The organism is Rhodomicrobium vannielii ATCC 17100, assembly GCF_000166055.1.
Classification (GTDB): domain Bacteria; phylum Pseudomonadota; class Alphaproteobacteria; order Rhizobiales; family Rhodomicrobiaceae; genus Rhodomicrobium; species Rhodomicrobium vannielii.
In genome coordinates this window covers 2094438-2107326 of the sequence record NC_014664.1, presented here as the reverse complement: position 1 = coordinate 2107326, position 12889 = coordinate 2094438, and the positions used below count along the sequence as shown (strand labels likewise).

Sequence of the window (12889 nt, the reverse complement as noted above, 5' to 3'; positions counted from 1 at the left end):
GATGGTTCTTTTTCCGAGCATCGGATTGTAAAACGTCAATTTTGAGGAAACAGAGGAAAGCCTATTCCGGCGTCTGTCGCTGCGGAACTGCTCCGGGGCGAGCCGCTGGGGACCGAGTTGGAGCCAGAGCCGGGCGTGCTGGCCGCCACGCTCCGAACTGGCGCATGCAGGATAAGCGTCCTCACCAGCAGGTAAAGCACCGTCGCGTTGAACAGATGCCAGAAGTAGTGAACGCCGATCGGGATGTCATTGCAGAGCGGCATGTCGAGCGTCCGCGCGGTGAATGACACGACGAAGACTGCCGCCGCCGCGTAGAAAGCCCTGCCCGCCGCCGCGTTTCGCATCCAGATGCCCGCGCCCGCCGCCACCATGAAGAAGAGTGATGGCAGATACATCGCGCCGCCCCATAAAACGGGCGCAAATTCTTCCGCCTCAAGATAAAAGGTTGAGGCGAAGAGAAGAGCGCAGGCGGCAGCCTTGAGCCATGCGGGCCATTCGAAGAACACTGTCAGGATCATCCAGCAATAGAAGATCATGAAGACGAGGATCGGGATAACGTCGACCCACTCCGCCCATTTGGTTGCGATGGTGTGAAAGACGAAGCTGCCGATGCCAACGATGCCGATCAGGATGCAGAGCGCCTTGATCGCGGCACTATGCGAATCGTCCGGCCGACGAGCCCGAAGGTTCCATGCAGCGTAGGCGGCGATCAGGAATGCGGCATTGGAGATCGCGTTGAGCGGCTCCGCATCGAAGGCGGCGCTCGCGCGCTCGCAGTAGATGTCGACAGGACGGGACAGAGATTCGAGCAAGGGGCCGAAGTCCATGGGGCGCTCTCCTGTGCCTTTTCCAACAAGCTTTAGCCGAGCGGCGTTGCACGGGCAATATGCCGCTCGCAAAGAGGTGCGATCATTAGCCTTCGATGCGCACCGTTTTGGCCCGCATCGCAGTGCACCTTTTCCAAGTCACGGTCGGCAGCATCAGGCAAAATCGGCGTAAATACGCCGAAGCCCGCATTTTACACAAGTTTTCCACGATTAATTTGTCTAAGACCGCAGCCGAATGCGACTTTGACAAACATTTCAACAATAGACATCAGCGGTAACTGTTTATTGACCAATCGTCACCTTGCTTCGCGCCTCGGTTATGTTAACCGATCAAGCTGGCGGAAGCTGAGCGCCGCAGCCTTTTTCAGTCGGAGAGCGGGGGGCATTGCCAATGATTGCTTGCTTGTCCGTAGTGATAGCTTTGCTCGCAAAGATGGAGTGAGACATGCGATTTCTAGCAGTTCTATTGGCCCTGGCGGTGACAGCCACAATGAGCCTCCCGGCGTCCGCGCAGCATGGGCGCAAGTCCAGCCAGTATGAAAGGGAGAGGGAAGCACGCGCGGCCTGCCGCGAACCGGTTCGCGCGGCGGGCGATGCCTATTATGTGATCCGCTCGGCGCGCCGTTCGGCCATCAAGCGTTGGCAGGAGCAGGTCATCAACGCGCATGGCGAACGCTTCATCACCTGGGAAAACGCGAAGGTCGTGGAGTATCACTGCGACCCGGCTCGCGTCGGCGGCGGTCAACAGGTCTGGAACCTGAAGCGCTGCGTTATTGTAGCTCGCCCTTGCCGCAACGACGGGTTCTGAGCGGAAGACTTTGCAACAAAACGTGACTTGCTCATAGGGGCAGGAAACGGAAAAATCCGTACAAGCATCCCCCCAAGGTGCTTTCCCCACGAGCCTGAAGCTGGACCCTGTTCGTCTCGACGAACAGGGTCTTTTAGTTTTCATGTCGTTTCCGCGCGTTACCTTGATGCTTCGCGCTCAGGCAGTCGCTCGCAGGCGGCGCCGAAATCGCATCAGATGAGCGAATCACCGACGTCGCCGAGCGGGGCGTCGGTCGGCCGCGCTCCGTGCCGATTCGCCGGGACAGGTGCCTCGACGTGCGCGCCGTTGTGGCGAACCCAGTCTTCCGCGCAGGCGATGCAGCAAAAGCGCCGCCCCTCGACCGACACGTGCTCAGACTCCACCGTTTCGCATGCGCAGAACGCGTTCTCGCACACAATGCCGTGCTCGCTCGCCATTGATGCGGCTCCCCCATTATCGATAAAAAGCGCGCTCCTGAAGCATTGATCGCATCGCAAACCCCGCGCCATGTTTGCGAATCACGCTTTTGGCCCGCCGCACGCACAGCACGGGCTTGACTGTCGCGCGGACCGCCAGCACTTTAATTGTGGTGATTTTTCGGGCGCGGGTTGCCAGTGCGCGCGCAAGATCAGGCGGCGTCTTCGGCCAGTCCGGTGTCCTCGATATTGGCTTCTTCCGTTGCGTCGTCGCTGCGCTCGTCGGCCGTCACGTCCACGCCCAGCACGTCGATCCCGTTCGGCTTGTCGGTCAGCCACTTCAGATAAAGCGGCCCGAACGCCCGATCCTGCCGCAGTTCGAGATAACCCTCGCGCGCAAGCTCAAGCGTCGCGCCGAAGCTCGACGCGGTGACGGTGTTGGCGAGTGTTGCCGATGGTTTGTATTCTTCGAGGAAGGTGTCGAGTTCGGCCCAGTCCGGCAACTTGCCGAGCAGCTTCGAGAGCCGGTCGCGCGCCATCTTTATCGACCAGACGACGCGTCCACCCCATTTCACCTCGGTGACGGCGGTGCGCTGGCGCTGTTCGGCGTAGGCCTTGAGCAGGTCGAAGATGCTGGCCTGATAGACGTTCGAGCGCACGATGCGGATGCCTTCCGGCATGCCGCGCGGGAAAAGATCGACGCCGAGGCGCTTGCGACCCATCAGGCTCGCCAGAGCTTCGCGCATCGCTTCGAGACGTTTCAGGCGGAAGGCGAGCTGCGCCGCGAGTTCCTTGCCGGACAGGCCATCTTGCTCCTGTTCCTTTTCCGGCAGCAGCAGCTTGGATTTCAGGTAGGCGAGCCACGCAGCCATCACGAGATAATCGGCGGCGATTTCGAGCCGGAGCGCGCGCGCCGCCTCGATATAGGCGAGGTACTGATTCGCGAGGTCGAGGATGGAAAGCTTCGCGAGATCGACCTTCTGGGTGCGCGCGAGTTGAAGCAACAGGTCGAGTGGGCCTTCAAAGCCGTCGAGTTCGAGAAGCAGAATGTCCGCCTCGTCTTCCGGCTCGATGCGCTCCGGCGCGTCCCAGCTATCGACGGCATCCGCGCCGCGATCCGGCCGCACCGCACGCGTCTCATTGCTTCCTCCGTTATCTGTCTCGTCGCTCACGCGAATCTCCGCTTGACACCTCGCGCGATCACTTTGAGCGATTCACGCGAGCGCTGCCAGTGGTTCCATCTCGGTATTTGCGTTTGTCCGCCGCGCTCTCGCGAGCAAATGCCGGAACCCGAATGTCAAATTCGCTCCACGAGTGATTTGGCGCGCGCTTCCTCAGCCGCAGCGACATCGAAGCTTCGCGGCGCCTTCACGCGGGCGAGCGCAGCCTCGAAGCGCCGCCGCGCATCGCCTTCAAGCACCGGCGACGCGGCAGCCACGGCGCGCATCTCGTCCAGGTCGCCTGTGCAATGAAGCGCGAGGTCGCAGCCCGCCGCCAGCGCCGCCTGTGCGTTCTCGCCGGGCGTGCCCTTCAGCGCCTTCATGGTGAGGTCGTCGCTCATGAGCAGGCCGTCGAAGCCGATGTAGCCCCGGATCACCTCGTGGATCGCCTTCGCCGAGACCGTGACGGGCGCGGCGGGGTCGACGGCGGTGAAGACGACATGCGCCGTCATCGCCATGGGGATGTCGTTCAGCGCGCGGAAGGGCGCGAAGTCGTGCGCCTCAAGCTCGGCAAGCGGCGTGTGGACCACCGGAAGCGCGAGATGGCTGTCCGCCATGGCGCGTCCGTGCCCCGGAATGTGCTTCATGATCGGCAGGAGGCCCTGCGCGAGAAGCCCGTCCGCCACCGCACGGCCCAGCGCGATCACGGTTTCGACGTCCTCGCCATAGGCGCGGTCGCCGATGATGTTGTCCGCGCCGGGAATGGGCACGTCGAGCACGGGCGCGGCAGTGGTGTTGAAGCCGAGCGTGGCGAGGTCCGCCGCCATAGCCTGCGCGCAGAGATTTGCCGCTTCGGCGCGGCTTTCGTCCGCAGCCTCCATGGCGCAGAACGCGCGCGCGGGCGGATATTTTGGCCAGTGAGGCTCGCAAAGACGCTGCACGCGCCCGCCCTCCTGATCGACCATGACGATCATGCGCCCGTCTCCACCCGCCGCGTCCTGCGCCTCGTCGATTAGAGCCGCGACCTGCTTCGGATTTTCGACGTTCCGCGCGAAAAGGATGATGCCGGCGGGCCGCGTGTCGCTGAGAAATGCCCGCTCCTCGGGCTTCAGCGAATGGCCAGCCAGGCCGCAGATGAATGCACGCCGTGTCACAATGCCTCCGGGGTCGCATTTCGATTGCGCCGGACTATAGGCGCGTTTCGCAGGGGCGACAACGTGGGGGACAACGCGCGGTTGCGAGGTTCGTCGCGAGGGTTAACGATATCGCGCGACCGTTGACGGTGCGGTCAGACCACGCCGATCACGAAGGCTGTGAGAAACGCGAACACCGCAAACGTGGCGATGCGAACGAGTTCGACGGACAGGGGCATCTACGTGCATCCTTCGAGATGTTGACCTCTGCGCGAATGATCGGGCCTCTTATGCGAAAGTGCAAATGTTTTTCGTTTGTGCAATGCAGCTAACGCACTGCAATATCAGACGATTATTTCGCCTCCCTACGAAATGGATACGTCGCATCCCAATTCCGGGCCGCATCCGGTTGAACTGTTTTATGTTTCGCCTCCGCTTGAGCACTGGCTTTTCTTTTTGAGGGCTACGCCTAAAGGCGGTCGCGGCGGCATGTCGCGGCAGAGGACGAACGTTCCTATAATCGCGAAAACCGCCCGGCTGCGGGCATCCCCGTTTCAATCGCGATGAGAGTTCGACCATGACGGAAAAGTTCGAAGCGCTCCTTCTCACGAAAACCGAAACCGGTCAGGCCGTCGCGTGGACCGAGCTTTCGGATGCGGACCTCATGCCGGGCGATGTCACGGTGCGCGTGACGCATTCGACCGTGAACTACAAGGACGGCCTTGCCATCACGGGGAAGGCCCCGGTGGTGCGCCGCTGGCCCATGGTGCCGGGGATCGATTTCGCGGGCGTCGTGGAAACGTCGTCGCATCCCGACTTCACCCCCGGCGATGAGGTGGTGCTGAACGGCTGGGGCACGGGCGAAACCCATCTCGGCGGCTATGCGCAATTATCCCGCGTGAAGGGCGATTGGCTGGTGCCGCTGCCCGCCGAGCTTTCGCGCGCCGATGCGATGGCCATCGGCACGGCGGGTTATACGGCGATGCTCTGCGTGCTGGCGCTCGAAGCGCACGGCGTGACGCCGGACAAGGGGCCGGTGCTTGTCACGGGCGCGTCCGGCGGCGTCGGCAGCGTCGCGGCGGCGCTGCTGTCGAAGCTCGGCTTCACGGTGCATGCTTCGACGGGCCGCCCGGAAGAGGAAGCCTACCTGAAATCGCTCGGCGCGTCGGAGATCGTGGCGCGGCAGGAGCTTTCGGCGCCGGGCAAGCCGCTCGGCCGTGAGCGCTGGGCGGGCGCGGTCGATTCCGTCGGCAGCCATACGCTCGCGAATGTCCTCGCGCAGACGAAATATGGCGGCACGGTCGCGGCATGCGGGCTCGCGCAAGGTCTGGACCTCCCCGCGAGCGTCGCCCCGTTCATCCTGCGCGGCGTGACGCTGGCGGGCATCGACTCGGTCATGGCACCGAAGGCGAAACGGCTCGAAGCCTGGGCGCGGCTTGCGCAAGACCTCGACCGCGCGAAGCTCGCCGCGCTGACGACAACGCATTCGTGGAAGGATGCGGTCACGCTCGCCGAGGACATCCTGGCGGGGAAGGTTCGCGGCCGCGTCGTGCTTGAGGTGGCGTAGGCAGAGTCGCGGCGCTTTTTCGGGCTGCACTGGCCCGACCATGCTTCGCCACCCTTTTGCCGTCGCATTGCGCGCCTATACATGGGCCACGCAATGGAACTCCATCGGCAGAGGTGGCCAGCATGCGCGTGGTGGTCGGCAGAAATCAGGCGAAAGCGATCTTGAGCGCGGTCGTCGCCTGGAAGCAGGATGGTGCGCTCGACCCCGCCGTAGCCGAGCGCCTCGCCGCTACCATCGTAGTGCGCGGCTTCGACTGGAAAGCGCTGGCGAAATATTGCTTCTGGGTTGCGCTTGCCTGCGTCGTCATCGCGATTGGGGCTGTCCTCGCCGACGAGCAACTGCTCGCCCTGTTGAGGAGAATTTTTTCTGCCCCCTATCAGGTAAAAAGTGCGGCACTCGGCGTCCTTGCGGGAGCCTTCTATTGGCTCGGAGCGCGACGGCGTGAGGTGAGCCCGCACAAGGTGTTCAGCAACGAAGCCATCATGGCGCTGGGCGGCGTGGCGACAGTGGGTGCGGTCGGCCAGTTGTCATACGCTTTCGACGCCGAAAAGGGACACCTCTCGCTGCTGCTTTTGCTGGCCTCACTGATCTATGCGGCAGTCGCGCTCTGGTCGCGCTCGAACCTGATCTGGATCTTTGCGCTGTTAAGCCTTTGTAGCTGGATGGGCGCTGAGTCTGGCTATGTCTCCGGTTTCGGCATGTATTACCTCGGAATGGACTACCCCATTCGTTTCGTCGCCTTCGGAGCATTCCTCGCCGTAGCTGGTGTCCTTGTTGAAAGGTCCGAGCGGTTTCCAGATTTTGCCCGCTCTACGCTTGTCGTCGGGCTTCTCTACTTCTTCATCGCCCTCTGGATCCTGTCTATCTTCGGCTATCAGGTCGATTTCACGCATTTCCACAGGAGCGGCGACCTTGAATTGGCGTTGTGGTCCATCGCTTTCGGCCTCGCTGCGCTTGTCGCTATAGGCTACGGGCTCAGGTGCGAGCACGGAACGATCAAGGGCTTTGGCCTCACCTTCCTCGGCATCGCCCTTTACACCAAGTTTTTCGAACATTTCTGGGACGGCACTCACAAGGCCATCTTCTTTGCGATCCTTGCGGTAAGTTTCTGGCTACTCGGCAGTCGCGCCGAGAAGATCTGGCACATTGGGGAGCGCAAGACGTCGTCGCCGACGACGGAGTCCGCCGATCAAAACGCTTGATGAACCAAGTTGCAGTCGCACCGCTCGACCGCGTTCAAAACAGCCGCTTGCGCATGAAAATCTCATCCGACTCGTCGATCGCGAGCTTGTCGAAAAGCCCGGCCTGCTCGAAGCCGAAGCGGCGATAGAGGGCTTCTGCGCGCGTGTTGAACGTGGAGACGCAGAGCCAGAGCTGGCGCGCGCCGCCTTTGTGCGCCTCGTCCTCCATCCATTGCAGCAGGCGATGGCCTAGTCCGCGCCCCTGAAACTCCGGCAGCACGCAGAAAAGCTGGAGATAAGGCCCGTGCAGGAACGGATTCTGGATCGCGACGATGCCCGCGAGCCGCCCATCTTGCAGAACCTCGAACCGCTTGAGGGCGGGAACCTCCCGCTGGAGCGAAGCGGCGATGCTGGGGGCGCTCCAGTTGACGACCGACCAGGGCGGGATCTCCGCCATAGCCGCGCCGAGCGCCTTCGCGTGTTCGGGCTTGAGGGGCCTCAAGATGAGCGCGTCGCCCAGATCGTGGCGCAAATTTTCGAACGGGCCGTGCGGCGAGGCAGTCATGGCCTGTCCGCCGTGATTGGCGCGGCGGGGTGCGTCGCTGCCGGGGCAGTGTTCTTGACATCTGCGCCCCAGCCGGTCGGGGCGGGTGCGTGCTTCGCAGCGGCGGCGGGCGGCGGTGCCGCGTTATTCGCGCGGTCCAGCGGGAAAAGCTTGTCGTACTTCACGTTATCCCCCGGCTTGAGCTCGTAGCAGGTGTCCTTGATGACCGGCGTGCCCTTCGCGATCAACTCGCTCACCGTAGCAAACCCGAAACCGCGCTTCCGCAACTCATCGATCATGTGCGGCAAAGCCTCCGCCGTATGATGGCCGCGCCCGTTCGCGTGCATCACGATGATCGAGCCGGGCTTCGCGGTGGCGGCGCTTTTTGCGATGGCGTCGGCGGTCTGGGCGGGTGCCGGGTCGCCGGTCGGGATGTCCCACTGGATGGCGAGCAGCCCGGCGTCGTTCACGGCGTCGAGCGCCTCCGTGTTGCAGGTGCCGAATGGAAAGCGGAAGACGAGCGGGCGGCTGGCTTCAACCGGGCCTGTGCCGGGGCGATAGCAGCTTCGGCCGGAAAGCTCGCGGCGAAGGCGACCGTCCGCGTTGAGATTAAGCGAAAGGTCGCGCCGCATTTCGTCCGGCGGCAGGAGGCGGAAATTTCTGTGCGTCCAGCTATGCGCGCCGACCTCGAACAGCGGATCGGCCATGAGTTGCTGGGCGCGTTCGCTGTGATCCATCAGCCACTTTCCGCTCGCAAAAAACGTGGCCTTCACGCCGCTCTTGCGCAGCGTGTCGAAGATGGAAGCATCGTAGCCCGACACCTCCCACGCGTTTTCGCAGAGGTCGAAGGTGAGCGCGACGAGCTTCTCGCCCGGCGGAAGCTTCACGCTGCGAATGGAGCCGCGAAGCGCTGGCGCCACGGGCGCGAGCGGCTCGGCCAGGTCGCGCGGCTCAATGGTGGGATCGTAAGTCTCTCGGTGAATTGACTTTTCGCCCGGCTTGCCCGCGAGTTCGGCGGCCGACCAGCACGCTCCCCCGGAGGCGTGCCCCTGCGCCCTGGCCTCCAGGGAGCAAGCAACGGCAGCGGCTATACATAGGGCGATCAAGTGGGCAAGGCGGGTCATGCTCGTTCTTCTCTCAGGCGGGAGCAGCTTCTACTGCCGGGCGCAGATTTTAATTGCGCTCCGGTAAAGTTGCTCGCAAACTCCGTGATGCGCCTATTCGATTTGGCGCGTTCTTCAAAGGTGATACGACGATGGCAAAGAAACCTGAAGCGAAGCCGAAGGAAGCCGCGAAGCCGAAAGGCAAAGCCGAAGAGAAGGCCCCACCCAAAAAGGGCGGGAAAAAGTAGGAATTGTTGGCGAGGAAAAGGCGGAAGAGAACTCTTCCCCTTTTTCCGCATCCTCCTGTAAGCATAGCCCGTATCACCGTCGTACCACACGCCCCGAGGGAACCATGCGGCTGGCTTGCAGGATACTCATGATCGCGCCCTTCGCGCTGTTGCCGGCGTCCGCTTTCGGCATATCCGTGACCAATCGCGACGCTACCGATCAAACATTGATCGTCATTGAAGGCGACAAACAGGCGGAACAGACCATCAAGGCAGGCGAACAGCTAACGCTTTGCGAAAAAAGCTGCGTGATCCGTCTTGCGGATGGCGAGGACTACGAGTTCGACGGACCCGAGATTGTCTCTCTTGAAGACGGGTTGCTGTTCCTCGACAACGCAGCGGCGCAAGGCAAGGCGGCTCAATAGGCAGCCGCCGCCTTTTGCGCATCAGTTCCTGTAGTCCTGAACCTTGGTCGCCCGCAGGCCCGGCAAGCCGTGCCGGTCTATGAGGCGCTGCCAGCTTAGGAACTCGTCGATCGTCAGCTTATAGCGCTGGCAGGCATCGTCGAGGCTCAGAAGGCCGCCGCGAACAGCCGCGACAACCTCAGCCTTTCGGCGAATAACCCAGCGTTTCGTATTTGGGGGAGGAAGATCCGCGATGGTCAGCGGACTCCCATCGGGGCCGAGCACATAGCGAAGGCGAGGGCGGAACAAGTCGGTCATAGTACTCTCACACGCGATCAAAGACCTGAGGTGAACTTTATTGCGACCTATTTAAAACGCGCTTAACCGGGTCGGTATAAAAAACCTTCCCATCCACCACCTTTGGTTGCTTAGTGTACTGATACACGTTTAGGCTGTACTTTCGTTTCTGCTTTTACTACTTTGGCGAAGACGTGCCGCCTCATTCGATCAGTTTGTAAGCAGGAAGCGTCAGGAACGCATTGAGTTCCCCGCTCATGACGAGGTCGCGAAACAAGGCGATCGCTTCCGGGAAACGCCCGCTCTCGTAGTACGCGCCAAGCTTTTCGTGAAGCTTCAGCATCTCATCGGAGATGATCGCTTCGATCAGCTCGGGCGTGACCTTGCGGCCATCTTCCAGCGTCGCGCCATGATGCAGCCATTGCCAATTCTGCGTGCGCGAAATCTCGGCCGTCGCTGCGTCTTCCATCAGATTATACAAAGGCACCGCGCCATTCCCGCGCAGCCATGCCTCGATATATTGAATGCCGACGCGCGTGTTGACGCGAAGCCCCTCCTCGGTGCGCGTGCCGTCGTGGGGCTGGAGCAGCTCCCTCTGTCCCACTGCGACATCTTCGCGCAGCTTCGAAAGCTGGTTCTTTTTCGGCATGTGCTCGTCAAATACGGCGAGCGCGACCGGCACGAGATCGGGATGCGCCACCCACGTGCCGTCATGGCCGTAGGTGACCTCGCGTAGTTTGTCCTCGCGAACGGCGGCAAGCGCCTTGTCGTTCACTTCGGGGTCGCGGCGGTTCGGGATGAACGCCGACATGCCGCCCATGGCGAATGCGCCGCGCCGGTGACATGTCTGGATCAGCAGCTCGGCATAGGCTTTGAGGAATGCCTTGCTCATCACCACCTGACCGCGGTCGGGCAGGATGCGATCTGGCTTCGTGCGCAGCGTCTTGATGTATGAAAAGATGTAGTCCCAGCGACCGCAATTGAGGCCGACGATATGGTCACGAAGCTCGTAGAGAATTTCGTGCATTTCGAAGACGGCCGGTAACGTCTCGATCAGAACCGTTGATTTGATGGTGCCGGTGCGGAGTTGCAGGTGCTCCTCGGCGAACAGGAACACCTCGTTCCAGAGGCGCGCTTCGAGGTGGCTCTCCATCTTCGGGAGGTAGAAGTAAGGGCCGCTGCCCTTCGCCAGCGCGGCTTGCGCGTTGTGAAAGAAATAGAGGCCGAAGTCGAAAAGCGCGCCCGCAACCGGTTGCTTGTCCACCGTCACATGACGCTCGACGAGGTGCCAGCCGCGCGGGCGCACCATCAGCACGGCAGGGTTCGGCCCCACTGCATAGGATTTGCCGGTGTCTTCCTCGGTGAAATCGATGTTGCCGCGCCAGTAATCGGCGAGGTTGATCTGGCCTTCGACGACGTTCGCCCAGGTCGGCGACAACGAGTCTTCGCAATCGGCCATGAACACCTTCGCGCCCGAGTTCAGCGCGTTGATGATCATCTTGCGCGTCGTCGGCCCGGTGATTTCCACGCGCCGGTCGGTCAGGTCGTCCGGGATGCCCGCGATGGTCCAGTCCACCTCGCGGATCTTCTTCGTCTCCGGCAGAAAATCAGGCAACGCGCCGCTGTCCCACGCCGCCTGACGTACGCCGCGCGCCTCCATAAGCTCGCGCCGCCGAGGCTCGAAGCGGCGATGCAACTCGCCGATGAATTCGAGCGCGGGGCCGGTCAGCACCCGGTCATAGCCAGGTTCGATCGGACCCGTGATCTTCATGCCGTCGGGAATGGCCAGGTGCAGGATCGGGGCAGTGGACATGGTCGTTCTCCCATTCGAGGTGAAGCCTCGTTTTGATCCATTCAAATGCAGTCGACCAAGCGCGTCCATACCCACTGAGTAGTACAACCGAGTGAAATCTTCGGTCTATGCGGCTTGGCGAATTTGAGCGTGACTTCCAATAAATGCAAACGAGTGCCGCTTTGCTCCGGCAGAGCCGAGCTGGATTGCGAGGGAGGCGTGGCCGAAATTTCCGCAGCGGCCGCTAGCGATGGGGCCCCCGGTGCCGGTTGCTGCATAGAAGCAGCTGGCGCGTTGGTTGGCAGCGTGGGGTCGCGTCGTGGGGAAGCGCCGGCGGCGACTGGCGCACTCACACCGCAGGCACAAAAAAAGCCAGCGCAATGGCTGGCTTTCGATGCTTTTGTAACGGTGCGTTATTGTGCAGCGGAAGCCGAGAACGCTGGCATACCGCCGCCGGAAACCGGGCTGCGCGGTGCTTCGGCCTTGAGGGCAGCCTTTTGCACCGCCTTCTGCACCTTTTCGAACGCGCGCACCTCGATCTGCCGGATGCGCTCGCGGCTCACGTTGAACTCGGACGAAAGCTCTTCAAGTGTGAGCGGATCGTCGGCGAGGCGACGCGCTGTGAAGATGCGGCGTTCGCGCTCGTTCAGACTATCCATCGCCGCTCCGAGATATTCGCGGCGGCGGCTCAACTCCTCGCTTTCGGCGAGTTGCGTCTCCTGATTCGGACCCTCGTCCACGAGCCAATCCTGCCACTCGCCGCTTTCAGAGTCGGCGCGCAGCGGAGCGTTGAGCGAAGCGTCGCCACCAAGACGGCGATTCATCGACACGACGTCCTCTTCCGGCACGCCGAGGTTAGTCGCGATGGTCTTGACCTGATCGGGACGAAGATCTCCTTCCTCCAGCGCTTGCAACTGGCTCTTCGCCTTGCGCAGGTTGAAGAAAAGCTTCTTCTGGCTCGCCGTGGTGCCCATCTTCACGAGGCTCCACGAGCGCAGAATATATTCTTGAATGGCAGCGCGTATCCACCACATAGCGTAGGTGGCAAGGCGGAAGCCCTTGTCTGGATCGAAGCGCTTGACGGCCTGCATCAGCCCGACATTGCCTTCGGAGATGACCTCACCGATGGGCAATCCGTAGCCTCGATAGCCCATGGCGATGCGCGCCACAAGGCGAAGGTGCGACGTAACGAGCTTCTGCGCGGCCTTGGCGTCTTCGTGCTCTTGCCAACGTTTGGCGAGCATGTATTCTTGCTGAGGCTCAAGCATCGGGAAACGCCGAATCTCTTCGAGATAGCGGGCGAGGCCACCACTTGCAGCGACTGACGGCAATGAACTCATGCTTCAAACCCTCCGCATCGGATGACCCGCTGCCGTTGGAGAACTCGTTCGCGTTTCCGGAACGATTGAACCCACATTACGCTTCCCGCT

13 protein-coding genes are annotated in these 12889 nt (G+C 62.0%); 4 read left to right on the top strand and 9 right to left on the bottom strand.

The window, feature by feature from the left end; genetic code table 11:
• Positions 1 to 35 precede the first annotated feature (35 nt).
• Positions 36 to 827, bottom strand: coding sequence for a ceramidase domain-containing protein (locus tag RVAN_RS09675; protein ID WP_013419548.1), 792 nt, complete (start codon positions 825 to 827; stop codon positions 36 to 38).
• A 445-nt stretch (positions 828 to 1272) separates the two neighbouring features.
• On the opposite strand from RVAN_RS09675, the gene RVAN_RS09670 reads away from it, so the two are divergent.
• Positions 1273 to 1635, top strand: coding sequence for a hypothetical protein (locus RVAN_RS09670; protein ID WP_013419547.1), 363 nt, complete (start codon positions 1273 to 1275; stop codon positions 1633 to 1635).
• 212 nt (positions 1636 to 1847) lie between these two features.
• Here the strand turns inward: RVAN_RS09670 and RVAN_RS09665 are convergent, their stop codons facing one another.
• The 3 genes from RVAN_RS09665 to nagZ form a co-directional block, all read right to left on the bottom strand.
• Positions 1848 to 2072 carry a hypothetical protein gene (locus RVAN_RS09665; RefSeq protein ID WP_013419546.1) on the bottom strand — a complete coding sequence of 75 codons (225 nt, stop codon included), beginning with the start codon at positions 2070 to 2072 and terminating at the stop codon, positions 1848 to 1850.
• A 191-nt stretch (positions 2073 to 2263) separates the two neighbouring features.
• On the bottom strand, positions 2264 to 3223 hold the full coding sequence (locus RVAN_RS09660) for a segregation and condensation protein A (RefSeq protein WP_013419545.1): 960 nt from the start codon (positions 3221 to 3223) through the stop codon (positions 2264 to 2266).
• Positions 3224 to 3348: 125 nt separating this feature from the next.
• Positions 3349 to 4365: a beta-N-acetylhexosaminidase gene (nagZ, locus tag RVAN_RS09655; protein WP_013419544.1), complete on the bottom strand. Its 1017-nt coding sequence runs from the start codon at positions 4363 to 4365 to the stop codon at positions 3349 to 3351.
• A gap of 556 nt (positions 4366 to 4921) precedes the next feature.
• On the opposite strand from nagZ, the gene RVAN_RS09650 reads away from it, so the two are divergent.
• Both RVAN_RS09650 and RVAN_RS09645 read left to right on the top strand, forming a co-directional pair.
• A complete protein-coding gene (locus tag RVAN_RS09650) occupies positions 4922 to 5911 on the top strand; it encodes an MDR family oxidoreductase (protein ID WP_013419543.1) in 990 nt (329 codons plus the stop codon).
• A gap of 122 nt (positions 5912 to 6033) precedes the next feature.
• Positions 6034 to 7113: a hypothetical protein gene (locus tag RVAN_RS09645; RefSeq protein ID WP_013419542.1), complete on the top strand. Its 1080-nt coding sequence runs from the start codon at positions 6034 to 6036 to the stop codon at positions 7111 to 7113.
• 34 nt (positions 7114 to 7147) lie between these two features.
• Here RVAN_RS09645 and RVAN_RS09640 read toward each other — a convergent pair whose 3' ends face one another.
• Both RVAN_RS09640 and RVAN_RS09635 read right to left on the bottom strand, forming a co-directional pair.
• The gene (locus tag RVAN_RS09640; RefSeq protein WP_013419541.1) at positions 7148 to 7657 is read right to left on the bottom strand and encodes a GNAT family N-acetyltransferase; all 510 of its coding nucleotides are present in this window, start codon (positions 7655 to 7657) and stop codon (positions 7148 to 7150) included.
• The gene (locus RVAN_RS09635; RefSeq protein ID WP_013419540.1) at positions 7654 to 8760 is read right to left on the bottom strand and encodes a polysaccharide deacetylase family protein; all 1107 of its coding nucleotides are present in this window, start codon (positions 8758 to 8760) and stop codon (positions 7654 to 7656) included. Before RVAN_RS09635 ends, RVAN_RS09640 begins: the two co-directional genes overlap by 4 nt.
• Positions 8761 to 9115: 355 nt before the next feature.
• Here RVAN_RS09635 and RVAN_RS09630 point away from each other — a divergent pair, with 355 nt between their 5' ends.
• Positions 9116 to 9391 (top strand): hypothetical protein, encoded by a 276-nt coding sequence (locus RVAN_RS09630; RefSeq protein WP_041787445.1) that lies wholly within the window; start codon positions 9116 to 9118, stop codon positions 9389 to 9391.
• Positions 9392 to 9412: 21 nt separating this feature from the next.
• Here the strand turns inward: RVAN_RS09630 and RVAN_RS09625 are convergent, their stop codons facing one another.
• From RVAN_RS09625 to rpoH, 3 genes are all read right to left on the bottom strand, one after another.
• A complete protein-coding gene (locus RVAN_RS09625) occupies positions 9413 to 9688 on the bottom strand; it encodes a DUF1153 domain-containing protein (RefSeq protein WP_013419537.1) in 276 nt (91 codons plus the stop codon).
• 181 nt (positions 9689 to 9869) lie between these two features.
• Positions 9870 to 11480, bottom strand: coding sequence for a malate synthase A (aceB, locus tag RVAN_RS09620; RefSeq protein WP_013419536.1), 1611 nt, complete (start codon positions 11478 to 11480; stop codon positions 9870 to 9872).
• Positions 11481 to 11872: 392 nt separating this feature from the next.
• On the bottom strand, positions 11873 to 12799 hold the full coding sequence (gene rpoH / locus RVAN_RS09615) for an RNA polymerase sigma factor RpoH (protein WP_013419535.1): 927 nt from the start codon (positions 12797 to 12799) through the stop codon (positions 11873 to 11875).
• Positions 12800 to 12889: the final 90 nt, after the last annotated feature.